Origin of the sequence: Rhodococcus sp. F64268 (assembly GCF_023015605.1) — a bacterium.
GTDB lineage: Bacteria > Actinomycetota > Actinomycetes > Mycobacteriales > Mycobacteriaceae > Rhodococcus.
This window is the reverse complement of record NZ_JALKAI010000005.1, coordinates 135411-158069: the sequence shown is the minus strand read 5'-3', so window position 1 is coordinate 158069 and position 22659 is coordinate 135411. Positions and strand designations below refer to the sequence as shown.

22 protein-coding genes are annotated in these 22659 nt (G+C 65.5%); 10 read left to right on the top strand and 12 right to left on the bottom strand.

The features are described from left to right. Nucleotides 1-2: 2 nt before the first annotated feature. Both MWU77_RS15660 and MWU77_RS15655 read left to right on the top strand, forming a co-directional pair. Entirely contained in the window at nucleotides 3-2111 is a 2109-nt protein-coding gene (locus tag MWU77_RS15660; RefSeq protein ID WP_169688830.1) for a 3-hydroxyacyl-CoA dehydrogenase NAD-binding domain-containing protein, read from the top strand. A 198-nt stretch (nucleotides 2112-2309) separates the two neighbouring features. Further along, a complete protein-coding gene (locus MWU77_RS15655) occupies nucleotides 2310-3716 on the top strand; it encodes a sugar porter family MFS transporter (protein WP_169688829.1) in 1407 nt (468 codons plus the stop codon). A gap of 47 nt (nucleotides 3717-3763) precedes the next feature. Here MWU77_RS15655 and dxs read toward each other — a convergent pair whose 3' ends face one another. From dxs to MWU77_RS15630, 5 genes are all read right to left on the bottom strand, one after another. Continuing rightward, entirely contained in the window at nucleotides 3764-5677 is a 1914-nt protein-coding gene (gene dxs / locus MWU77_RS15650) for a 1-deoxy-D-xylulose-5-phosphate synthase (RefSeq protein WP_247274182.1), read from the bottom strand. Between the two features lie 152 nt (nucleotides 5678-5829). Beyond that, nucleotides 5830-7449, bottom strand: coding sequence for an MDR family MFS transporter (locus MWU77_RS15645; protein ID WP_247274181.1), 1620 nt, complete (start codon nucleotides 7447-7449; stop codon nucleotides 5830-5832). Continuing rightward, the gene (locus tag MWU77_RS15640) at nucleotides 7446-7928 is read right to left on the bottom strand and encodes a MarR family winged helix-turn-helix transcriptional regulator (protein ID WP_169688826.1); all 483 of its coding nucleotides are present in this window, start codon (nucleotides 7926-7928) and stop codon (nucleotides 7446-7448) included. Before MWU77_RS15640 ends, MWU77_RS15645 begins: the two co-directional genes overlap by 4 nt. A gap of 114 nt (nucleotides 7929-8042) precedes the next feature. Next, nucleotides 8043-9275, bottom strand: coding sequence for a class I SAM-dependent RNA methyltransferase (locus MWU77_RS15635; RefSeq protein ID WP_247274209.1), 1233 nt, complete (start codon nucleotides 9273-9275; stop codon nucleotides 8043-8045). A gap of 56 nt (nucleotides 9276-9331) precedes the next feature. Then, complete coding sequence (locus MWU77_RS15630) at nucleotides 9332-11356, bottom strand: APC family permease (protein WP_169688825.1); 2025 nt, start codon at nucleotides 11354-11356, stop codon at nucleotides 9332-9334. Nucleotides 11357-11477: 121 nt separating this feature from the next. Between MWU77_RS15630 and MWU77_RS15625 the strand changes: the two genes are divergently transcribed. Both MWU77_RS15625 and MWU77_RS15620 read left to right on the top strand, forming a co-directional pair. Continuing rightward, the gene (locus MWU77_RS15625) at nucleotides 11478-12146 is read left to right on the top strand and encodes a TrkA family potassium uptake protein (protein WP_169688824.1); all 669 of its coding nucleotides are present in this window, start codon (nucleotides 11478-11480) and stop codon (nucleotides 12144-12146) included. Between the two features lie 10 nt (nucleotides 12147-12156). Further along, nucleotides 12157-12810, top strand: coding sequence for a TrkA family potassium uptake protein (locus MWU77_RS15620; RefSeq protein ID WP_169688823.1), 654 nt, complete (start codon nucleotides 12157-12159; stop codon nucleotides 12808-12810). Here MWU77_RS15620 and MWU77_RS15615 read toward each other — a convergent pair. Both MWU77_RS15615 and MWU77_RS15610 read right to left on the bottom strand, forming a co-directional pair. Further along, nucleotides 12807-13541 (bottom strand): DUF3159 domain-containing protein, encoded by a 735-nt coding sequence (locus tag MWU77_RS15615; protein ID WP_247274180.1) that lies wholly within the window; start codon nucleotides 13539-13541, stop codon nucleotides 12807-12809. The two genes, MWU77_RS15620 and MWU77_RS15615, sit on opposite strands and share 4 nt — an antisense overlap. A gap of 59 nt (nucleotides 13542-13600) precedes the next feature. Continuing rightward, nucleotides 13601-13978, bottom strand: a complete 378-nt coding sequence (locus tag MWU77_RS15610) for an OB-fold nucleic acid binding domain-containing protein (protein ID WP_169688821.1) — start codon at nucleotides 13976-13978, stop codon at nucleotides 13601-13603. A 134-nt stretch (nucleotides 13979-14112) separates the two neighbouring features. On the opposite strand from MWU77_RS15610, the gene MWU77_RS15605 reads away from it, so the two are divergent. After that, nucleotides 14113-14859 carry an alpha/beta fold hydrolase gene (locus MWU77_RS15605; RefSeq protein ID WP_240959294.1) on the top strand — a complete coding sequence of 249 codons (747 nt, stop codon included), beginning with the start codon at nucleotides 14113-14115 and terminating at the stop codon, nucleotides 14857-14859. Nucleotides 14860-14905: 46 nt separating this feature from the next. On the opposite strand, the gene MWU77_RS15600 is transcribed toward MWU77_RS15605, so the two are convergent. Together MWU77_RS15600 and dut are read right to left on the bottom strand one after the other, a co-directional pair. Continuing rightward, nucleotides 14906-15730: a DUF3710 domain-containing protein gene (locus MWU77_RS15600; RefSeq protein WP_169688820.1), complete on the bottom strand. Its 825-nt coding sequence runs from the start codon at nucleotides 15728-15730 to the stop codon at nucleotides 14906-14908. A gap of 1 nt (nucleotide 15731) precedes the next feature. Then, the gene (dut, locus tag MWU77_RS15595) at nucleotides 15732-16202 is read right to left on the bottom strand and encodes a dUTP diphosphatase (protein WP_169688819.1); all 471 of its coding nucleotides are present in this window, start codon (nucleotides 16200-16202) and stop codon (nucleotides 15732-15734) included. A 60-nt stretch (nucleotides 16203-16262) separates the two neighbouring features. Between dut and MWU77_RS15590 the strand changes: the two genes are divergently transcribed. Then, nucleotides 16263-16766, top strand: coding sequence for a DUF3093 domain-containing protein (locus MWU77_RS15590; RefSeq protein WP_247274179.1), 504 nt, complete (start codon nucleotides 16263-16265; stop codon nucleotides 16764-16766). Nucleotides 16767-16923: 157 nt separating this feature from the next. Here the strand turns inward: MWU77_RS15590 and MWU77_RS15585 are convergent, their stop codons facing one another. After that, entirely contained in the window at nucleotides 16924-17226 is a 303-nt protein-coding gene (locus MWU77_RS15585; RefSeq protein ID WP_054714450.1) for a DUF4193 domain-containing protein, read from the bottom strand. Nucleotides 17227-17593: 367 nt separating this feature from the next. Between MWU77_RS15585 and cei the strand changes: the two genes are divergently transcribed. Beyond that, nucleotides 17594-18277 (top strand): envelope integrity protein Cei, encoded by a 684-nt coding sequence (gene cei / locus MWU77_RS15580; protein WP_169688818.1) that lies wholly within the window; start codon nucleotides 17594-17596, stop codon nucleotides 18275-18277. Between the two features lie 111 nt (nucleotides 18278-18388). Here cei and MWU77_RS15575 read toward each other — a convergent pair whose 3' ends face one another. Continuing rightward, entirely contained in the window at nucleotides 18389-19315 is a 927-nt protein-coding gene (locus MWU77_RS15575) for an inositol monophosphatase family protein (RefSeq protein WP_169688817.1), read from the bottom strand. A gap of 104 nt (nucleotides 19316-19419) precedes the next feature. Between MWU77_RS15575 and ppgK the strand changes: the two genes are divergently transcribed. Continuing rightward, nucleotides 19420-20205, top strand: a complete 786-nt coding sequence (gene ppgK, locus MWU77_RS15570; protein ID WP_247274178.1) for a polyphosphate--glucose phosphotransferase — start codon at nucleotides 19420-19422, stop codon at nucleotides 20203-20205. Between the two features lie 134 nt (nucleotides 20206-20339). Further along, nucleotides 20340-21689, top strand: coding sequence for an RNA polymerase sigma factor (locus tag MWU77_RS15565; protein ID WP_169688815.1), 1350 nt, complete (start codon nucleotides 20340-20342; stop codon nucleotides 21687-21689). An 88-nt stretch (nucleotides 21690-21777) separates the two neighbouring features. Here the strand turns inward: MWU77_RS15565 and MWU77_RS15560 are convergent, their stop codons facing one another. Further along, nucleotides 21778-22122, bottom strand: a complete 345-nt coding sequence (locus MWU77_RS15560) for a DUF952 domain-containing protein (protein WP_169688814.1) — start codon at nucleotides 22120-22122, stop codon at nucleotides 21778-21780. A 284-nt stretch (nucleotides 22123-22406) separates the two neighbouring features. Between MWU77_RS15560 and MWU77_RS15555 the strand changes: the two genes are divergently transcribed. After that, nucleotides 22407-22601 (top strand): hypothetical protein, encoded by a 195-nt coding sequence (locus MWU77_RS15555; protein ID WP_169688813.1) that lies wholly within the window; start codon nucleotides 22407-22409, stop codon nucleotides 22599-22601. Nucleotides 22602-22659 lie beyond the last annotated feature (58 nt).

Genomic DNA, 22659 nt, shown 5'->3' with positions numbered 1-22659 from the left:
TCATGACCGATCTTTCGTCCCTGTTCGCCGACGAAGTCGTGACGAACGCCTACGTGCGGCTCGTATCCGTACCCGGCCTCGATGGCCGGATCGCCCTTGTCACCCTCGACAACGGGTTCGACCACACCAAACCGAACTCGTTCGGACCCGCGGGCCTTGCCGCCTTCGGCGCTGCTCTCGACGAGGCATTCGCCGCGAACCCGGTTGCTGTCGCCGTCACCGGCAAGCCGTTCATCTTCGCTGCCGGCGCCGACCTCAAGGGGGTCCCCGCAGTCACCGAGCGCGCGCAGGGTGTCGAGCTCGGCAAGCTCGGCCACGACGTGTTCCGCAAGCTGCGCGAGTCGTCGATCCCGACGTTCGCGTTCGTCAACGGCCTGGCGCTCGGTGGCGGACTCGAAGTGGGTCTGCACGCGCACTACCGCACCGTGGCGGACAACGTTCCGGCTCTCGGCCTGCCCGAGACGATGCTCGGTCTCGTCCCGGGATGGGGCGGAACGCAATTGCTGCCGAACATCGTCGGCCCCGACCACGCGGTCACACTCATCCTCGAGAACCCGCTCAACAACGGGCGTACGATCCGCGCTGCTCAGGCGAAGAAGCTCGGCTACGCCGACGAGGTCTTCGGTTCGGCCGACTTCCTCGAGCAGTCGCTGGCGTGGGCCGCGAAGGTCCTCAACGGTGAGATCACACCCGTCCGCCCCGAGATCGACCGCGGCGCCGGGTGGGATGCCGCGATCGCACGGGCGAAGGCCCTGGTCGAGGGTAAGACTCGCGGGCACGCACCCGCCCCGGCCCGCGCGATCGAGTTGCTCGAACTCGCCCGCAGCACCGACATTGCAGATTCCGCGTCGCTCGACAAGGGTTTCGCTGCCGAGGACGAAGCACTCGCCGATCTATTGCTGACCGATGAGCTGCGCGCAGGCCTGTACTCGTTCGATCTCGTCAACAAGCGCGCGAAGCGTCCTGCGGGTGCACCGGACAGATCGCTCGCCCGGAAGATCACCGGCGTGGGCATCGTCGGGGCCGGACTGATGGCCAGTCAGCTCGCGCTGTTGTTCGTGCGTCAGCTGAAGGTGCCGGTGATCCTCACCGACATCGATCAGGAACGTATCGACAAGGGTGTGGGCTATGTGCACACCGAGATCGACAAACTGCAGGGCAAGGGCCGTCTCTCCCCTGACGCGGCGAATCGCCTCAAGGCACTCGTGTCCGGTTCTCCGGACAAGGCAGCGTTCGCGAAGACCGATTTCATCATCGAGGCCGTGTTCGAGAACATGGACGTCAAGAAGAACGTGTTCGCGGAGCTCGAACAGCACATCTCTGCAGAGACGATCCTCGCGACGAACACCTCGTCGCTGTCGATCACCGAGATGGCCGCGGATCTGCAGCATCCGGAGCGGGTCGTGGGCTTCCACTTCTTCAACCCGGTCGCGGTACTGCCGCTGCTCGAGGTGATCAAGGGCGACCGGACCGACGACGCCACCCTCGCTACGGCGTTCGCCACCGCGAAGTCGCTGAAGAAGTCGGCGGTGTTGTGCGGTGACAAGCCCGGATTCGTCTTCAACCGCCTCGTCACCCGCACTCTCGGCGAGGTCATGACCGCGGTGGACGAGGGCACCCCGTTCGACGTGGCGGACAACGCCGTCGGTGCGTTGGGCATGCCGATGTCGCCGTTCACACTCCTCGCGCTCGTCGGCCCGGCCATCGCGCTGCACACCGGCGAAACCCTCCAGGCTGCATACCCGGACCGCTTCGTGTCTTCCCCCGGCCTCGAAGCACTCGTCGCGGCGAAGAAACCCGGCGTGTGGTCCTACGAGGGCGGCACGCAGGTCGTCGATCCCGACGTGGCCGCGCTGTGGCCGCAGGGAGACAACCCGTCGACCGCCGACCAGGTGCTCGACAGGACCCGGCGCGCGTTTGCCGAGGAGATCCGGATCATGCTCGACGAGGGTGTGGTCGCAGCACCCGAGGACATCGACCTGTGCCTGATCCTCGGCGGCGGTTTCGCGTTCTGGAACGGTGGTATCACGCCGTACCTCGACCGCACCGGCGCCTCCGAAGCGGTCAATGGAAAGCGCTTCCTGGCACCGGGAGTCGCCAGCGTCTCCTGAGTACCCCGGACCTACGAAACGAGGGTGTGTCACCGATCGGTGACACACCCTCGTTTTTTGTGATCTTGCCGCGGAGTGGGGTGCCGAGGGTTAGCGTGAGTTCGTCCGACACTGCCCACGGCGGCGAGCTCGTCGTCGTTGCGCACCGACCAGGCCCCGCCTGGAGCGGCACCCACGGGAGAGCAGGTGCGAGAGGATATGAACGAGCCGACACAACCCTCGACCGGACACGCCGCCAAAGTCATCGCCGTGACGGTCGCGGCCGCAGTCGGCGGCTTCCTCTTCGGTTTCGACAGTTCGGTCATCAACGGGGCGGTCGACTCCATCCAGGGTCATTTCGAGTTGGGTTCCTTCTTCACCGGCTTCGCCGTCGCCATCGCGCTACTCGGTTGCGCCGCGGGTGCGTGGTTCGCCGGGCAACTCGCCGATCGGTGGGGTCGCAAGAAGGTCATGTTGCTCGGCTCGGCGCTGTTCACGATCTCGTCGATCGGTTCAGGTCTGGCCTTCAGCGTGCCGGACCTGATGTTGTGGCGTGTCCTCGGCGGCCTCGGCATCGGCATCGCGTCCGTCATCGCACCCACCTACATCTCGGAGATCGCGCCGGCGCGTTACCGCGGCAGCCTGGCCTCACTACAACAACTCGCGATTACGCTGGGCATCTTCGCCGCGCTGCTGTCCGATGCGATCCTGCAGAACGCCGCGGGCGGCGCCTCCAACGAGCTGTGGTGGAATCTGGAGGCGTGGCGATGGATGTTCCTCGTCGGCGTGGTCCCCGCCCTCGTGTACGGCGTGCTCGCTCTGATGATCCCGGAGTCCCCACGCTTTCTGGTCGGTAAGGACCTCGATGAGGAAGCCGCCCGGGTTCTTGCCAACGTCACCGGCGACCTGCACCCGGACGAACGCGTCGCCGAGATTCGGCTGACGCTGCGCCGCGAGACTGCCCGGTCGTGGGACGATATCCGAGGCCCGGTCTTCGGCCTGCAGTCGCTGGTGTGGGTCGGCATCACGATGGCGATCTTCCAGCAGTTCGTCGGCATCAACGCGATCTTCTACTATTCGACGACGCTGTGGAAATCAGTGGGGTTCAGTGAGAATCAGTCGTTCACGACGTCCGTGATCACCGCCGTCATCAATGTCGTCATGACTTTCGTGGCGATACTGTTCGTCGACAAGGTCGGACGGCGTCCCCTGCTGATGGTGGGGTCGATCGGCATGTTCGTGAGCCTGCTGCTCGCCGCCATCGCGTTTTCGCAGGCCACCGGTAGTGGTGAGGATCTGCAATTGCCTGCGCCGTGGGGCACGGTGGCACTCATCGGAGCCAACGCATTCGTGGTGTTCTTCGCTGCCACCTGGGGTCCCATCATGTGGGTGATGCTCGGCGAGATGTTCCCCAATCGGATGCGCGCCCTGGCGCTGGGACTGAGCACCGCGGCCAACTGGATCGCGAACTTCACGGTGACCCTGGCGTTCCCGCCGCTCACGGAATCGGTGGGGCTGTGGTTCCTCTACGGACTGTTCGCGTTCTTCGCTCTGCTGTCGTTCTTCTTCGTCAAGTCGAAGATCCCGGAAACCAAGGGGATGGAACTCGAGGACATGCACAGCTGACGATGAGTTACGCGACCGATCGGCTCAGCGTTGCCCGATCCGCCGCCTCAGCGTTGCGCGATGGTCTCCGAGGCGTCACTGCCGTCGAGACCCACCACCCAGCCGGTGACCTGCCGCGCGACATCCTGCGCGGTCAAGCCGAGCTCCTGGTGGATCTCTCCCCTCGACCCGTGGTCGAGAAACTCCTGGGGTACCGCGATGTCGCGCGTAGGCACGTCGATGTCGTTGCTGCGCAACGCCGATGACACCGCCGAGCCGACACCGCCGTGGATACCACCGTCCTCGATCGTCACGACCAAGCGGAACGCATCCGCCAGATCGGTCACCGGGTGGGGAACCGGCAGCACCCACCGCGGGTCGACGACAGCGGCGGTGATGCCCTGCTGAGCAAGCCGGTCGGCGGCGTCGAGCGCCAAGGATGCGAACACCCCCACCGCGACGAACAGAACATCGCCCGTTCGACGCTCGGGCATTCGCAGCACATCGACCGTGCCGCCGAGGCGCTCGATCGCGGGAATATCTTCTCCGACAGCGCCCTTCGGGAATCGGAGCACTGTCGGGCCGTCATCGACCCCGAGGGCTTCACCGAGCTCTTCACGCAGAGTGGAGCCGTCGCGCGGCGCTGCCACGCGGATTCCGGGGACGATACCGAGGAGTGACATGTCCCACATGCCGTTGTGGCTCGCGCCGTCCGTGCCTGTGATTCCGGCTCGATCGAGCACCAGCGTCACGGGTTGTTTCAGCAGGGCCACATCCATGAGGAGCTGGTCGAACGCCCGGTTGAGGAACGTCGAATACACCGCGACGACAGGGTGCATGCCGCCGAGCGCAAGGCCCGCCGCGGAGGTCACGGCGTGCTGCTCGGCGATCCCCACATCGAATGTCCGATCGGGGAATCGTTCGCCGAACTTCGCCAGCCCGGTGGGGCCCGCCATCGCGGCAGTGATCGCGACCACGTCTTCACGCGCTTCGGCATGGGCGATGAGTTCGTCCGAGAACACGGACGTCCAGTCAGGTTTCGACGACGACGTTGCGCGCCCCGTACGCGGATCCATCACACCCGTGGCGTGCATCTGGTCGGCCTCATGGTTCTCGGCAGGCGCGTACCCCGCGCCTTTCCTGGTGACCGCGTGCACGATCACCGGACCGCCGTATGCCTTCGCACGGCGCAGGGCGGCTTCGAGTGCGGGCTCGTCGTGACCGTCGACCGGCCCGAGGTATTTGATTCCGAGGTCGGTGAACAGCACCTGCGGGCTCACCGCATCTTTGAGTCCGGTCTTCATCCCGTGCAGCACGGAGTACGCCGCAGCTCCGAGCCACGGGATCTTCTTGACCATGCGGCGACCGTTGTCGAGCGCGCGCTCGTAACCGGGCCGAAGACGGAGCGCAGCCAGGTGTTCGGCGAGACCTCCGATCGTCGGCGCGTACGAGCGGCCGTTGTCGTTGACCACCATCACCAGCGAGCGATTGCTGCCTGCGGCGATGTTGTTGAGCGCTTCCCAGCACATTCCCCCGGTGAGGGCTCCGTCTCCGACCACTGCGACGACGGTACGTTCCTGGCCACTGAGCTGGTATGCCTTCGCGAGACCATCTGCGTAGGACAGCGCGGCCGAGGCATGCGACGACTCGATCCAGTCGTGCTCGCTCTCGGCCCGGCACGGATACCCGGACAGGCCACCGCGCTGCCGCAGTGTGTCGAAGTCGTCCTTGCGGCCGGTGAGAATCTTGTGGACGTAGGCCTGGTGGCCGGTGTCGAACAGGATCGGATCGTGCGGCGAGTCGAACACGCGATGGAGTGCGAGCGTCAACTCGACGACACCGAGGTTGGGGCCGAGGTGTCCCCCGGTTGCCGCCACCTTCTCGACAAGGAAGCCGCGGATCTCACCTGCGAGTTGCGTGACCTCGCTGGGCGAGAGGCGACGCACATCGTCGGGTGACTGGATGCGGGACAGGACACCCAACTGATCTAGCTCCCTCCGGATCGTGATTCCCGCGACGGTGCGCGAGCAGTTACTGCATTCTACGGAGCGGCTGCACGGTTCGGACCGTCACATCACTCACACCGCGAGACGCACAGGTCGGGCGACACATGTGCGCCTCGCTCGATGCCTCTCTACACCTCGGCGGCAGGGGCACGACGGTCGGTCGCGGGCTCCTCGTCGACGATGTCGATCGTGGTGCGCAGCTCACGGTTCGGGATGAGCACCACTGCCACCAGAGTAATGAGTGCGAATCCGGCGGCTACGAGGAAGAGCGTACCCGTGGCGTCGCCATAGGACGTATGCACGACCTCCGCAACCGGCGCGGGGAGCGCGTCGATGTCCAGATTGGCACCGCTGCCGCCGGACGCCGAGGTATCGATGCCCAGTTTCGCGAACCCCTCCGCCGAGAGTGTGGCCACGCGAGCCGCAAGGATCGACCCGAGGATCGACACACCGATCGCGCCGCCGAAGGTGCGGAAGAATGCGACCGAGCTACTTGCTGCGCCGATGTTCTTCACGCTCACAGTGTTCTGAACTGCGAGCACCAGGTTCTGCATCAACATGCCGGTGCCCAGACCCACGATCGCGATGTAGATGCCGATGACCACGAGCGAGGTGGTGTGGTCGAGCGTCCCGAGAAGTGCGAAGCCGACGAACTGGAGCACTGCGCCGCCGACGATGAACGGCTTCCACCGACCGAAACGGGTGATCAGTTGCCCCGACACCATCGAGGAGACCAACGTGCCCGCGACCATCGGGATGGTGAGCAGGCCGGCCGAGGTCGGGCTGAAACCGCGCGCGGTCTGGAAGTACTGGGTGAGGAACGTGGTGGCACCGAACAACCCGACACCGACTGCGATGGATGCGATGATGGCCAGCGCGGTCGTCCGTTCGGTGATGATCTTCAGCGGAATGACCGGATCGGACACCTTCGACTCGACGAACACCGTCAGCGCAAGAAGCGCAAGACCGGCGAGAACGTAGAGGGCCGATTCGAGAGAGACCCACTCGTAGTAGCCTTCCTTGCCTGCGAACGAGACCCAGATCAGGAGAACGCTGACACCGGCGGTGATCAACGTCGCACCGAGCCAGTCGATCTTCACGTTCGCCTTGCGTTCGGTTGCAATCTTCAGAGTGCGCTGAAGCAGGAACAGTGCCACCACGGCAAGCGGGACACACACGTAGAAGCACCAGCGCCAGCCCAGCGGGCTGTCGACGATCACACCGCCGAGGACCGGACCGCCCGACATCGCGACGGCCATCACCGCACCCATGTAGCCGGAGTACCGGCCGCGCTCACGTGGCGGAATGATGCTGCCGATGATGGCCACGACCAACGCGGTCAGACCGCCCATCCCGATGCCCTGGATGACGCGTGCGCCGAGGAGGATGTTCACATCCTGAGCGAGACCCGCCAGCACGGAGCCGCCGACGAAGATCAGAATCGACAGCTGAACGAGCAGCTTCTTGTTGAACAGGTCGGACAGCTTGCCCCAGATCGGTGTGGACGCCGCATTGGCGAGCAGTGCTGTGGTGATGACCCATGCATATTGAGTCTGCGTGCCCCGGAGGTCGGCGATGATCGTCGGGAGCGCGGTGGAGACGATAGTGCTGCTGAGCAATGCGGTGAACAATGCGGCGAGCAGGCCGGCGAGGATTGCGAGGATCTCGCGGTGGGTCAGGAGCGCTTCTGCATCCTGACCGGTACCGGGCGGCGTCGATGCACCGTCCGTGACTGCGGTTGTACTCATGAACAGATCCTTTGTGCGTTAGGGGTGCCCACGCCGGCGGGAGCAATGGGCCCCAGCGCGTTGTTGAGCCGATCGAGGGCGTCGAGAGCGTCCTCGAGTTGCTGTTCGTTCCAGTCCCCGAGTTGGGTGGCCAGTCGTTCGGTACGCCGATCTCTGATCGCACCCAATATGTCGAGGCCCGCGGACGAGCAGGTCACGAGATGCGCCCGCTTGTCATCGGGGTCGGGATGCTTGTCGACCAAGCCGCGGTCGACGAGCTCACCGATCTGGCGGCTCAACGACGATTGACCGACCTGCATCTCGGCTGCGAGTTCACTCGGACGGCACTGCCCGGTACGAGCGAGGAGGAAGAGCACCCCTGCGAGAGCATTGGGAAGCAGATCGACTTCGCTGTGCGAGAGTGCGGCCCGTAGCGTGCGGCCGAACAGGAAGATGGCGTCGGTGAGCGCGTGGACGGTATCCGGCTGGACGGCGGTCACGCGATCCTCCGATTCTACGAATAATTTGCTTGAGGCATGCAACTATATAATTAGTTGCATGCCTCAAGCAAATACCCCGAATCGGACAGCACTCACGCCCTCACCTGGGACGAATCAGCGTGTGAACAGCGCGAGGCATTCCACGTGGTGTGTCGAAGGAAACGCAGCGAACGCACGCAGATCCGCCAGCTCGAATCCCCGCTCGCGATAGAGGCCGACATCCCGCCCGAACGACGCCGGGTCGCAACCGACATGGATCACTCGCCGAGGTGCCGCATCCGCGATCGCAGCGACGACGTCCTTACCCGCACCGGCGCGCGGCGGATCGAGAATCACCACGTCGGGGGACGCCAGTGCACCGATCATGCGCTCTACCCGCCCGTGCCGAAACGACACCTGCGACAGGTCGGCGAGAGCCTCCGTGCCGTCGTCCACCGCCTGACGGGACGACTCCACCGACTCGATTCGTCCGGACGAACCGACCTGCCCAGCCACCGCTGCCGCGAACACACCCACACCGCCGTAGAGATCCCACACGGTGCTGCCCGCCCCGGCATCCGCCCACTCGCTCACCACGGTCGAGTACATACGCGCAGCCCCTCGATGAGCCTGCCAGAATCCCGTGGCTGCCAGCTGCCATTCCCGTGATCCGACCCGCTCGACGGGACGACCGGACCCCTCGACCACTTTCTCCGCGCGCGGTGCGTTCACTGCAGCACGGCGCGCCGACGCGCCACGCCTGCCCCGGCTACGCCGACCGGTGCGTGAGACCACTGGCGGTGCGATCTCCACCACATGCCGTTCACCGTTCGCGTCGAGGACGACCTGCAGATCGGAACCCGGTTGCCAGACGTGGTCGGGCAGGTCGATGTAGGCGCGTCGGTCGATCTGGGTGCAGCCGAGTTCCGGCACCACGTCGTTGCTGTGGTAACGCCGGTATCCCGGCGTTCCCGCCGCATCGACCGCCAATCGGACCCGCGTCCGCCACCGAGTGCCGTCCGGGGTGCTTCCGGGCACCTCCTCCACGAGAACGTCACGCTCCACCCCGCCCAGACGGCGCAGTTGTTCGGCTACCACGGTCGCCGCAATGTTCAGTTGCGCCGACGGCGTGGCATGCGACATGTCGCAGCAGCCTGCGCCGCCTGGGCCGGAGATGGGGCACGCGCGGTCGACGCGATCGTCCGACGCTTCGACGATTTCCACCGCGTCGGCGAAACAGAAGGAGCCGCCGCGGTCCTCGGTGACGACCGCGAACACCCGCTCCCCTGGCAGGCCGTGTCGCACGAACACCACCCGTCCTTCGTGGCGGGCGACGCAGAAGCCGCCGTGTGCGGGATTGCCGAGCATCAGCTCGATCCGTTGCCCGGACCAGTCGGTTCCTGCGCTCTGCTGACCCTGGCGGCTCACTGATCATCCTCCTGTTTTGCGGGCCCGGGACCCGCTTGGTTCTCCAACCCGCGGCGGATCGCCCCCGGCACGGTGTCGACTCGGTCCTTCGGTACCTTCGCAGACGAACGCAACTGCCACGGCACACTCGTGACCATCACTCCCGGCTGGAAGAGCAGTCGACTCTTCAATCGCAGCGCGCTCTGGTTGTGAAGGATCTGCTCCCACCAGTGCCCGACCACGTACTCCGGAATGAATACGGTGACGACGTCGCGCGGGGAATCCCGCCGTACGCGTCGCACGTAATCCAGAACCGGCCGGGTGATCTCGCGATACGGCGACTCGACGACCTTCAACGGTACCGTGATGTCGCTGGCATCCCAGTCCCGGACCAGTTGACGGGTATTGACGTCGTCGACGTTGACCGTGATTGCCTCGAGGGTGTCGGGCCGTGTCGCCCGCGCAAAGGCCAAGGCTCGACGTGTCGGCAGGTGCAGCGTCGACACCAGGACGATCGAGTGTGTGCGGCTCGGCAGTACTCCGTCCCACTCCGCAGCCTCGAGTTCAGCGGCCACGCTGTCGTAGTGACGCCGGATCGCTTTCATCAGCACGAAGATCACCAGAATCATGAGGACCGCGATCCACGCTCCCCCGGAGAATTTGGTGACCAGCACGATGATCAACACCACGGCGGTCGCAATCAAACCGAGACCGTTGATCATGCGTGCGCGGATCATCCTTCCCCGTTCGGACGGATCGGTCTCCACCGCCAAGTGCCGGGTCCAGTGCCGCACCATGCCCGCCTGTCCGAGCGTGAACGCGACGAACACTCCCACGATGTACAGCTGAATCAGCTGGGTGACCCGGGCATCGAAGACCCACACGAACACGATGGCCACACCCGACAGGAACAGGATCCCGTTACTGAACGCCAGCTTGTCACCGCGGGTATGCAGTTGTCGCGGGAGATACCGATTCTGCGCGAGTACCGACGCCAGCGCCGGGAACCCACTGAACGCGGTGTTCGCTGCGAGCAACAGGATCAATGCCGTGGCCACGGTCACGAGGAAGAAACCGACGGGAAAGCCGGCGAACACCGCGTGTGCGAGTTGCGCGACAAGCGTCTTCTGCTCGTACCCCTCCGGGGCGCCCCTCAATTGAGTGGCGGGATGCTCGGCGACCACCACACCGATCCGACCTGCGAGGAACACCACCCCGAGGAACAACGGCACGGCCACCGCGCCGAGCAAAAGCAACGTGGTCGCAGCGTTGCGGGCCTTCGGCTTGCGGAACGCAGGCACTCCCGTGCTGATCGCTTCGACACCCGTGAGAGCGGCACACCCGGACGAGAACGCGCGGGCGATCAGAAACACGAAGGCGATCGCCGTCAGATCCGTCTGCTCCGCCACGAGTTCGAAGTCGGCGGACTCCGCGCGCAGATCGTCCCCGAGCACGAAAATCTGTATGAAGCCCCAGGCGATCATGATGGCCATGGCGGCCATGAACGCGTATGTGGGGATGGCGAACGCGGTTCCCGCCTCCCGCATGCCGCGCAGGTTCATGGCCGTGAGGAGCCCGATCGCCAGGACCGCGAACAACACCTTGTGCTGCGCGACGAACGGCACGGCCGACCCGATGTTTGCTGCGGCCGACGAAATCGACACCGCGAGAATGAGCACGTAGTCCACGAGAAGCGCACTGCCGACCGTCAGCCCGGCGATGGGTCCGAGGTTCTTCGTCGCCACCTCGTAATCGCCACCACCGGACGGGTAGGCACGCACATTCTGCCGGTAACTCGCCACCACTATGACGAGCACGACCGCAACAGCAACGCCGACCCACGGAGTGAAGGCGTATGCCGAGAGTCCCGCCACCGAGAGGACCAGGAATATCTCCTCCGGCGCGTATGCGATCGACGACAGGGCATCGGAGGCGAACACGGGCAGCGCGATGCGCTTGGGAAGCAATGTGTGCCCGAGGGTGTCACTTCGAAACGGCCGACCCAGTAGAAGCCGCTTCGTGGCGGTGGAGAGCTTGGACACGGGCCCAGCCTAAGCCGTACCGGGCCGGTCCCGACCCGCTGTCCGGGTCATTTCGCCCGCTGTTGCCGTCGGAGCGGTACGGTTTCCGTTCGGCAGGACGAGCCGACGAACGGAGTGCGCGGTGTACATGGTGGTCATGGGTTGCGGCCGGGTGGGATCCTCGGTGGCCACCGCGCTGACCCGGCTCGGACACGAGGTGGCGGTCATCGACCGGGACGCAGGGGCGTTCCTTCGACTGGGCGAGCACTTCCCCGGCCACACGGTCGTCGGGATGGGGTTCGACCGCGAGGTCCTCATCGACGCCGGAATCGAACGCGCTGACGCCTTCGCGGCAGTGTCCTCCGGAGACAATTCCAATATCATCGCCGCGCGTACCGCCCGCGAGATCTTCGGTGTGGAACGTGTGGTCGCACGCATCTACGACGCGAAGCGTGCCGCTGTGTACGAGCGGCTCGGAATTCCCACCATCGCCACGGTGCCGTGGACCACAGATCGGCTCCTGCACACCCTCACCCACGAAAGTGAGAATGCGCGCTGGCGTGATCCGACGGGTTCGGTCGCGGTCTGCGAGGTCAACGTCCACGAGGACTGGGTCGGAAGGCGGGTGACCGATCTCGAAGCGGCCACCGGAGCGAGAGTGGCCTTCCTCATCCGGTTCGGTGCGGGGGTGCTCCCGGACCGGAAAACCCTGATCCAGGCCGACGACCAGGTCTACATCGCGGCGGTCTCGGGAACCGTCGCCGAATCGATTGCGCTGGCCGAGAATCCGCCCGCCGACAACGACGAGTGAGGACGTGCCGATGAAGGTGGTCATCGCAGGTGCAGGCGCGGTGGGGCGCTCCATCGCCCGCGAACTTCTGCGCAACGAGCATGAGGTGATGCTCGTCGAGCGCAAGCTCGATCACGTCGACCCCGCGGCAGTGCCGGATGCGAAGTGGGTCCACGGCGATGCCTGTGAGCTCAGTCTCCTCGAGGCCGCAGGACTCGAACATTACGACGTCGTGATCGCAGCGACGGGCGACGACAAGGCAAACCTCGTGCTGAGCCTGCTCGCAACCACGGAGTTCGGAGTGGCGCGTGTGGTTGCCCGCGTCAACGACCCGCGCAACGAATGGCTGTTCGACGAGTCGTGGGGTGTCGACGTGGCGGTCTCCACCCCGAGGATGTTGGCCTCGCTCGTCGAGGAAGCGGTCTCGGTCGGCGATCTCGTGCGGTTGATGACACTGCGGAAGGGCGCGAATCTCGTCGAGATCACGCTCCCGGACACCACCGCTCTTGCAGGCAAACCGGTGCGCAAGCTCGCGTTACCCCGAGACGTCGCGCTCGTGACGATCCTGCGCGGCGACCGCGTGATCGTCCCGCAGGGCGACGATCCGCTCGAAGGAGGGGATGAACTGCTGTTCGTTGCAGCGGAGGACGTCGAAGACGAACTTCGCGCCTTGATCGAGCGTTAGCGCTTCTCGTGCCGCGGGCGGGCATCGTGCGGCGCGGTAGCCGTGTCCGGGGTCGCTGCAGAATCCGCGGCCACCGTAGAGTCCATAGCCCCCGTGGGGTCCGGTTGCCCCTCGTCGTGCTCCATCGTGGACTCCACCAGCCTATCGGCCTTGCGGACAGTCCAGAGGGTCACGAGCAATGCGAGCGCCGTCAATGGCCATCCCATACCGATTCGAGCGGCAGCGAGCCAGCCGGTCTGATCCTCGTCGTAGAGGTGGTTCTGAACGAGATAGCGCGCGATGAACACCAGCGCCCACGCGGCCGTCGCGATGTCGTACGCGCGCACCGCCTCCCGATGGGCACGCCAGCGTGACCCCTGCCCGTTGAGCATCCCCCAGATCACGCCGACGAGGGGCCGGCGCACAAGCACCGACAGCGCGAACGCGCCGCCGTAGACCAGACTCGCGTAGATGCCGAACAGGAAGTAGCCCTTGGCATCGCCCGTCCGGTGCGCAATGAAGGCGCACAGGGCCACACCCATGAATCCGGAGATCGCCGGCTGGATGGGTGTCCGCCGGATCAACCGCCACACGAGCACACCGCAGGCGACTCCGATGGCGGACCAGATCGCGGCAGTCAGGCCCCATACGCTGTTGATGGGCACGAAGACCAGCACGGGCAATGTCGAATACACCAACCCGCTGAGTCCACCGAGTTGTTCGAGAAGGGTCTGCCGACTGGTATCGCTCACGTATACGAGGGTGCCATACTCGGATTCTCTCGACTCCCGCCGAACTGCAGGTCGGTCGATCAGGCCGGATCTCTGAGCTCGTAGTACGGGTTGTAGATGGCTTTGCGGCCCTCCCGCTCGCCGACCCTGCCGCGCACCTGCAGCGTCTTGCCGGGTTCGATGCCGGGTATACGCCGACGCCCGATCCACACCAGCAGGATCGAGTCGGTTCCGTCGAAGAGTTCGGCCTCGACCGACGCAGAAGCAGTCTTCGACGAGGACTCCACACTTCTCAGTCGCCCGAACATCGTCACTTCCTGCCCCCGGGTACAGGACACGACAGGCAACGCGCCCGTCGCGTGTGATGACTCGGCCATCTCCTCGGCGTCGAGGTCTTCGAGATCCTCAGTGAGGCGGCGGGTGAGCCGGCGAATGTAGCCGGCTGCGGCGGATGCCATAGCGCGCTCCTGCAACGGGCGGCACGGGTTTCGCGCCGCGACACTTCCTTCGTCCGCCACTGTAGACCGATCCGCACGGGAGACAACCGAGACCGGGTCGACCGCCTTCGAATCGATTCGGCAGGATCACATTCATGATGCGAGATACCGCTGCTGCACCGTACGATTCCGTCGTTACCGCAGTCCTCCTACCTGGGACGGGGTCCGACGCCAGGTTCGCCGACGATGCCTTCGCCATCCCACTGCAGCGCCGCGGTATCGCCGCGGTCGCAGTCGAGCCGGATCCTCGCGGTGTGGTTGCCGGCTACGTCGAAGCCATGGACCGGGCGGCTCTCGAGGGCCCCGTTCTCGTCGGTGGTGTGTCCATCGGAGCCGCGGTCGCGTTGCACTGGGCGGCCAGGCACCCGGACCTGGCAGTCGGCGTTCTCGCGGCACTCCCTGCCTGGACCGGAAAGCCGGACGATTCCCCCGCCGCAGCGAGTGCCCGCTGGACGGCATCGCAGCTACGTACCCACGGTCTGGAGTCCGTCGCTGCAGCAATGGTCGAGTCGAGTCCGGCGTGGCTCGGAGCCACGTTGTCACGCTCGTGGAGTTCCCAGTGGCCGGATCTTCCCGAGGCGCTGGAAGAGGCCGCGAACTACCGGGCCCTCGACGCCGACGAACTGCGTTCGGTGACGGTGCCCGTCGGGATCACCGCGGCTGTCGACGACGCTGTTCATCCCCTCGAGGTGGGGCGTGAGTGGGACACAGCGCTGCCGTTCGCGGCCCTGACCACGATCTCCCTGGCCGACGTCGGAACGGATCCGGCGGTGCTCGGCGCGGGATGTCTCGCAGCCCTCGACACAGCGGCCCGTACGAAACGGGCCGCCGCGCCGAGGTGATGCGGCGCGATCACGGGGGGCGAGCCACCGAAGAGCTGATTTCGGGTCAGAAGCCCAATTGCTGCATGGCCGACCCCGACCCACCGGTGCGCGGACGCGGTTGGGGCCGGGCAGGAGGCGCCTGTTGTCCGGCGGCCGGGGCTCCTGGTTGCTGGGGACGAGCCTGTCCTTGCTGCGGCCCGGCTGCTTGGCGCGACGCCTGCTGTTGTTGCTGTTGCGCGGCAACAAGTTGATCCGCAAGCGCCTGAGGAAGGACGACCGGCAGAGGCGTTCGGACGGGATGGGGTTCCTTGCCTCGTCGCACGACGGTGTCGGCAAGTACCGCGTGGGCTGCTGCGACCAGCGGACCGTTCGCGGCGGCGGCTCCGGCGGGACCCGCGGCAACACATCGGATCATCCATCGGTAGCCGTCGACTCCGATGAACCTCATATCCGCATTCGGGGTGCTCCCGTGCAGTTCCCGGCCCCACGGTCCGGTTTCCATGCTCACGGTGGCGTTGTCGTTGCGCAGCGTCTCGGCCAGCTCGGCAGCCACTTCGCGCCATTGGCCGGGCGACTTGGGCGCAGCGTAGGCCGCGACCGTGATCCGGCCGTGCTGCGTTACCAGGTGCACCGCCTGGGGATTCCCGTTGGGCGCCATCTCCACCTGGATCTGGCCGCCCTGCGGAATCGGGACGAGCACGGAGCCGAGGTCGAGGCGGGAGCCACCGACCTCGTCCTCGTCCATCTCGCCGATGTCGTACGGGCCGCCCTCGGCCGCTGCATCGTCGTCGACGTCGTCGTCCGGAGAGGAAGCTCCGATCCGTTCGAATTCGTCGGTCGTCGCGTCAGCGGAGTTGTCGGAGCGGTTCTTACGGCGTCGTCCGAACATGTCAGGACCCTTCTGTCAGGAGGCCTGCGTGGCCACCACTCGAGCCGTGACCAGCGGCACCACGCGGGGTGTCGTCGAGTTCGTCGACCTCGACGAAGTCGACGAGCTCGACCCGCTGCACGAGGAGCTGTGCGATGCGGTCACCCCGTCTCACCTCGAAGGGGTGCTCGGTGTCGTGGTTGATAAGGCACACTTTGATCTCCCCCCGGTAGCCGGCATCGACGGTGCCCGGGGTGTTCACAACGGAAAGTCCGAACTTGGCGGCAAGCCCCGACCGCGGGTGGATCAATCCGACGGTCCCCACCGGCAACGCCACGGCTATTCCGGTTCCGACGAGCACCCGCTGTCCGGGGTCGATCGTCACATCGCAGGTAGCACACAGATCCACGCCCGCGTCACCGGAGTGCGCCCGTGTCGGCATGGGGACGCCCGGGTCGAGACGACGCAGCGGGATGGGGGAAAGGTCGGTCACGTGGACCGAGACTACTCTCCGGATGTCGATGCCCCATCTCGAGGCGACTATCCTGGTGGCGTGTCTGATACCTCCAGCTCCGGCAGCGCCACCGGTTCGTTGACCCACACGCCGACCTACTCCGAACGGTTGTGGGTTCCGATCTGGTGGTGGCCCATCGGTATCGGAATCGCAGCGCTGCTCGCAGCCGAACTGCACATGGGTGCGCCGGGGATGTACGCCTGGGTGCCGTATGCCGCGCTGATCCCGTGCGCGGTGTGGACGCTGGTATGGCTCTCGCGACGGCGTATCGAAGTCATCAACGGTGAGCTCGTGGTCGACCAGGCTCATCTACCGGTGGAATTGATCTCGAGGGGAGTCGTGGTCCCGGGTTCGGCAAAGAGCTCTGCGCTCGGCAGGCAGCTCGATCCGGCCGCGTTCGTGCGGCATCGACCGTGGGTCAAGACGATGGCTCTGATCGTCCTCGACGACCCGGAGGATCCGACCCCGTACTGGTTGATCAGCACGAGGCGGCCTGCGGAACTCCTGGGCGCGCTGGGACACGGGGAGCCTTCGAAGAGCTGACCGCGTAACCCAGCAGGTCTTCCCATGCCGGATGTTTCGATGCCGGATACTTCTACGCCGCCGGATACTTCTACGCCGCAGCCGTGGCCATCTCAGGTCACTGCTGCGGCGTTTCGAAGTCGATTCAGCGCGGAGTCGATTCAGCGCGGGCCCATGGTCACCAGGCGCAGTCACGGCAGATCATCTGTCCGCCCTCCTCGCTCGCAAGGCGGCTTCGGTGATGCACCAAGAAGCAGCTCGAGCAGGTGAATTCATCGGCCTGCTTCGGCACCACCCGCACCGAGAGTTCCTCGCCGGACAGGTCCGCACCCGGGAGCTCGAAGGATTCGGCTGTGTCCGATTCGTCGACGTCCACTACCGCGGACTGCGCCTCGTTGCGCCGTGCCTTCAGTTCTTCGAGTGAGTCTTCCGACACATCGTCGCTATCGGTCCGCCGCGGTGCGTCGTAGTCAGTCGCCATTTCCCTCTTACCTCTAGTCCTCTTACAGGTGCTCGACAGGAACCACCGTGGTGCTCCCGGCCAAGGCAACGCTTGACAGCGCGGTGAAGTTCCCACAGGTATCGGCTCGTCGGTATCCCCGAAATTCCTCGAACCCGAACCCCGTCGCCCTCGTCGATGGACGACGCTCGGCCGCCGAACAATAGCCGACAGAAGAGCTGAATATGCAATCGATTCACGATTCCACCGGAATCGACCGGAAATCGTCACCAACATCACGGTCACCGTGACATTTCTGAGGCGGTACGCCTCCGCCGCACAGACAGACCCGCCCTCTACAGTGAACGACGCATCGCACTCAGCGCGACGAGACGAAAGGCAGGCCTGCGTGGTTTCCCTGATCACCGAAGGCAGTGCAACCGACAAGCGCGGTCGCCCGTTCCATCGTCGCCGGTGGGTTCCCGCCGCGCTCGCGGGCGCGGTTCTCGCCGCGGGCACGATCGTGGTCTGGACCTCGGTACTCACCACGGCCGACACCACCACGAGCACCGTCGCTTGCCCTGCGCCGCCCACCACATCGACCGATCCCGATAGTCCTCCGCCCGCCCCACTCGGCCAGGTGGTGGACCGTTCGACCATGCTCGATGTCGATCCGGCCCCGCTCGCAGCTACCCGGGTGCGGGTGTTCAACGCGAACGGCCAGCGCGGACAGGCATCCACCGTAGCGGCGCAACTCGGCGACTACGGCTTTGCGAGTGCGCCGGACGTGCAAGCGGGCAACGATCCGGTGTACGTCGATCAGAACATGCAATGCCACGGCCAGGTCCGGTTCGGCGAAGCCGGTCGCGCAGCAGCGAATACTGCGCGTCTCGTGGCGCCGTGTGCCGAGCTCATCCTCGACGATCGCCAGGACGACACGGTCGACCTGGCACTGGGCACCTATTTCCGCGACATGACACCGAGCGCTGATGCCGAAGAACTCCTGCGCACGTTGCGGGAGGCACCTGTAGGCGAGAAGTCGGCGCCTCTCGATGTGGAACTCCTCGACGCCGCGCTCAACTCCCCCTGCTGACGGCGCCGACATTCTCGATCAAATTCGGGCAAATTGCTCTTTTCTCCGAAATTCGCCCTCGAATTCGGATCACATTCCCAGTGTTATCCGAACGAGAAGTCGTCGGCGCTGTCAGTCGGGAAGCGGTGCGATCGCCCCAATTTTCGTAAGCGCCGCGGCGAACGCTTCCGCAATGCCGGGCGCCGCGGCAGTCATGATCTCGCCGTCGTCGCCGAACCCCGTCGGCAGTCGGACCTCGGCCCCTGCTTCGGAGGCAATGAGCGCGCCTGCCGCCCAATCCCAAGGATTGAGCCCGTGTTCGTAGTGGGCGTCCACGCTCCCCGACGCGACCATGCACAGATCCAGGGCCGCAGCCCCGATACGCCGGATATCTCGTACCTGTGGCAGCAGTTCTGCAACAATCTTCCCTTGGCTCGCTCGGCGCGTTGCCGAGTACGAGAATCCGGTGGCCACGAGCGCCAGGCCCAGATCGGTCACCGGCGTGCAGCGCAGCGTCGTCACCACCCCGTCCGCGCCGGTACATGTCGCGCCGAGTCCCACCGCCGCCGAGTAGAGGCGATCCGCCGCGACATCGACCACAGCACCTGCCACCGAAACCCCATCGATTCGGGCCGCGACACTCACTGCATAGGCAGCAATCCCGTAGACGAAATTCACCGTGCCGTCGATGGGGTCGACCACCCACTGGACCCCGGTCACTCCCCCGCCGTCCTCGTCGGCACCGTGGCCTCCCCCACTTTCTTCGCCGAGGAACCCGTCACCGGGTCTCAACTGCCCGAGCCGAGTTCGGATGAGGTCCTCGGACTCGGTGTCGGCGATGGTGACCGGATCGGTGTCGGTGGACTTCGTCTGCACAGAGTGGCCCTCACCACCCGGCGACCGGGCCGATCCGAACAGCTCGGCACGGCGGCGTCGCACATGCGCTGCCGCTTCCTGTGCAACGGTGACGGCGACCGCTCGAAGCTCGGCGAGGTCGGATTCGGAGACAGCACGGGAATCGATGGCATCTGACACTCGACCATCGGAACACACGCGCATCCTCCGCACCACCCGCACAGAACGGGACTTCCAACTATCGTTGCCCCACAAGCATTGCGGCCGACCGACCACCGTTGCGCACCTACCCCGAGAGTGAGCACCTCATGACGCAGCCGACACCCCCCACCCCGAGCGATTCTGCCGACGTGGGATTCGGCGTCGACGTCGGTGGCAGCGGAGTCAAAGGCGGCCTGGTCGACCTGTCCACCGGTCAGTTGATCGGCGACCGGATCAAGATCCTCACGCCGCAACCGTCGACTCCCGACGCCGTGGCCGAGACAGTGGCCGAGATCGTCCGGCAGGCGAGATGGGACGGCCCCGTGGGTATCACCCTCCCGAGCGTGGTGACCGCAGGCGTCGCCCGGACCGCGGCAAATATCGATTCGTCGTGGATCGGGACGGACGCACGGGCGCTGTTCGGGTCCGTCCTCGACGAACGAGCTGTCACGGTCCTCAACGACGCCGATGCCGCGGGTATCGCCGAGGATCGGTTCGGCGCGGCGGCCGACACCGACGGCGTGGTCATCCTCCTGACCTTCGGTACCGGCATCGGCTCGGCAGTACTGCACAACGGCGTCCTTCTGCCGAACACCGAGTTGGGGCACATGGAGATCGACGGGAAAGAAGCCGAGCATCGTGCAGCCTCCTCCGTCAAGGAACGCCACGACTGGTCCTACAAACGGTGGGCTCGTGAAGTCTCGCTGGTCCTCGAACGTTTCGAGGCCCTGCTGTGGCCCGACCTGTTCATCGCGGGCGGTGGTATCAGCCGCAAGCACGAGAAGTGGATTCCGCTGCTGACGAACGACACTCCCGTGGTCCCGGCCGAACTACGCAATACAGCGGGGATCGTCGGCGCTGCATACGCTGCGAAAACAGGCGCGACTCCTTGAGTCCGACACATCCTCGGTCACAGGGATCGTTACAATGGTGCACAGCCGGCCGGAACCCGGCCTGATCCCGACAGACCTCTCCGCCGGAACACCTCTGGCGCGACGCCGCACTACCTCGTCACGAAAGGGCGTACGTGGCAGCCACCGACATCCACACCGCTGATTCACAGAAGGAATCGGCACCCGTCGCGGACGCTTCGGGCGCCGCTGACGCTACAGACACTGCGACACCCGCAGCAAAGCCACCGGCCAAGAAGGCCGCCGCGAAGAAGGCCCCCGCCAAGAAGGCCGCGGCGAAGAAGGCACCCGCCAAGAAGGCTGCCAAGAAGACCGCGGCGAAGAAGACCGCAGCCAAGGGCGGGAAGGCCGGGGACGACGAGTTCGACGGCGCGGGCGAACCGGAGCTCGAAGACATCGACGTCTCGGAAGGCGAACTGGTCGCCGACGACGCGTCGGTCGAAGACGACGAACCCAGCGAAAAAGACAAGGCGTCCGGCGACTTCGTCTGGGACGAAGAGGAATCCGAAGCCCTCCGTCAGGCGCGCAAGGATGCCGAGCTCACCGCCTCCGCCGACTCGGTTCGTGCCTATCTCAAGCAGATCGGCAAGGTTGCGCTCCTCAACGCCGAGGAGGAGGTCGAACTCGCCAAGCGCATCGAAGCAGGCCTCTACGCCACGTTCCGTCTGCAAGAACTCGCCGCGAAGGGCGAGAAACTCCCGGTGGCCCAGCGCCGCGACATGAACTGGATCTGCCGCGACGGCAATCGCGCCAAGAATCATCTTCTCGAAGCGAACCTTCGCCTGGTCGTCTCGCTCGCCAAGCGGTACACCGGTCGCGGCATGGCCTTCCTCGACCTCATCCAGGAAGGCAACCTGGGTCTCATCCGGGCCGTGGAGAAGTTCGACTACACCAAGGGCTACAAGTTCTCGACCTACGCGACGTGGTGGATCCGTCAGGCCATCACCCGCGCGATGGCCGACCAGGCCCGCACCATTCGCATCCCGGTGCACATGGTCGAGGTCATCAACAAGCTCGGTCGAATCCAGCGCGAGCTGCTCCAGGATCTGGGTCGCGAGCCCACGCCCGAAGAGCTTGCGAAGGAAATGGACATCACGCCGGAGAAGGTGCTGGAGATCCAGCAGTACGCGCGTGAACCCATTTCGCTCGACCAGACCATCGGCGACGAGGGCGACAGTCAGCTCGGCGACTTCATCGAAGACTCCGAGGCTGTCGTCGCAGTTGACGCCGTGTCGTTCACGCTGCTGCAGGATCAGCTGCAGTCCGTCCTCGAGACGCTCTCCGAGCGTGAGGCCGGCGTCGTCCGGCTGCGCTTCGGCCTCACCGACGGTCAGCCACGCACTCTCGACGAGATCGGCCAGGTCTACGGGGTGACCCGTGAACGCATTCGCCAGATCGAGTCGAAGACCATGTCGAAGCTGCGCCACCCGTCGCGGTCGCAGGTCCTGCGCGACTACCTCGACTAGTCACCTCGCCCGCCCCGGAGGCGGGCCGCGCTGTCCGAAAGGGGCGGAGGGACGTCGTCGTCCCTCCGCCCCTCCTCGCGAGAGCCGATCATACGGGTGCGAATCGTCCGTCGTCTCCCGGGCGATAGTCGACGACTTCCACGATCGCGTCGACCGGTAGCGGCCCGTACAGATGTGGAAACCTCATCGACTCGGGGTCCGTAGGCACACCCGGTTCGAACCGCACGTCGTCGATCAGTCGAGACGGGTCGATCCGGAGGAGAACAAGGTCCGTGCGGCCATGGAACAAGCGATTCGCTGGAAGGTGGACCTGATCGGGCGTCGACAGATGCACGAATCCCACCTCGGTCAGTGAAGGTGGTGTCACGGCGCCTTCCTCACGGGCACGGAACCACTCGTCGCGCGGGCAGATGTGCAGCAGAACTTCACTCATGCCCCATTGTTCGCATCGCCGGAGCGCGGACGATTCGTCGACGCGCCGTACCCGCTGCTGCGCTGTGAGCGAACAGCTGCGCCGGGGAGCACGAGAGCAGATCAGCAAACGCCCACGTCCTGGTGTTTCTCAGTGTCCATTCGTGAAACACAACACGAATGGACGATCAGGGGAACAACCCACGAACGCGAATCGTCTGTAAGAGTAGATCTACCGCGCTACCCCCGGCGCGGCGGACCAGACCCCAGGCGACCGTTGTCGAAGGTGGCCAGTTTGGAGGAGTCATGCCCGGTACGTTGACCACCCCGAAGTTGACCGCCGCCGACAGGTGCGATCGCTGCAACGCAGCCGCTCGCGTACGCGCTGTCCTTCCCACAGGCGGCGAACTGTTGTTCTGCGGTCATCACGCAAACGAACACACCGATCGGCTCCGTGAGCTCGGTGCCACGATCGTCACCGAGGCCGACGCCACCGTCTGATCCGCCGTCCGGAGCCTACGGTTCCGCGACTCGACCCCGCATACGGGCGACTACCTTT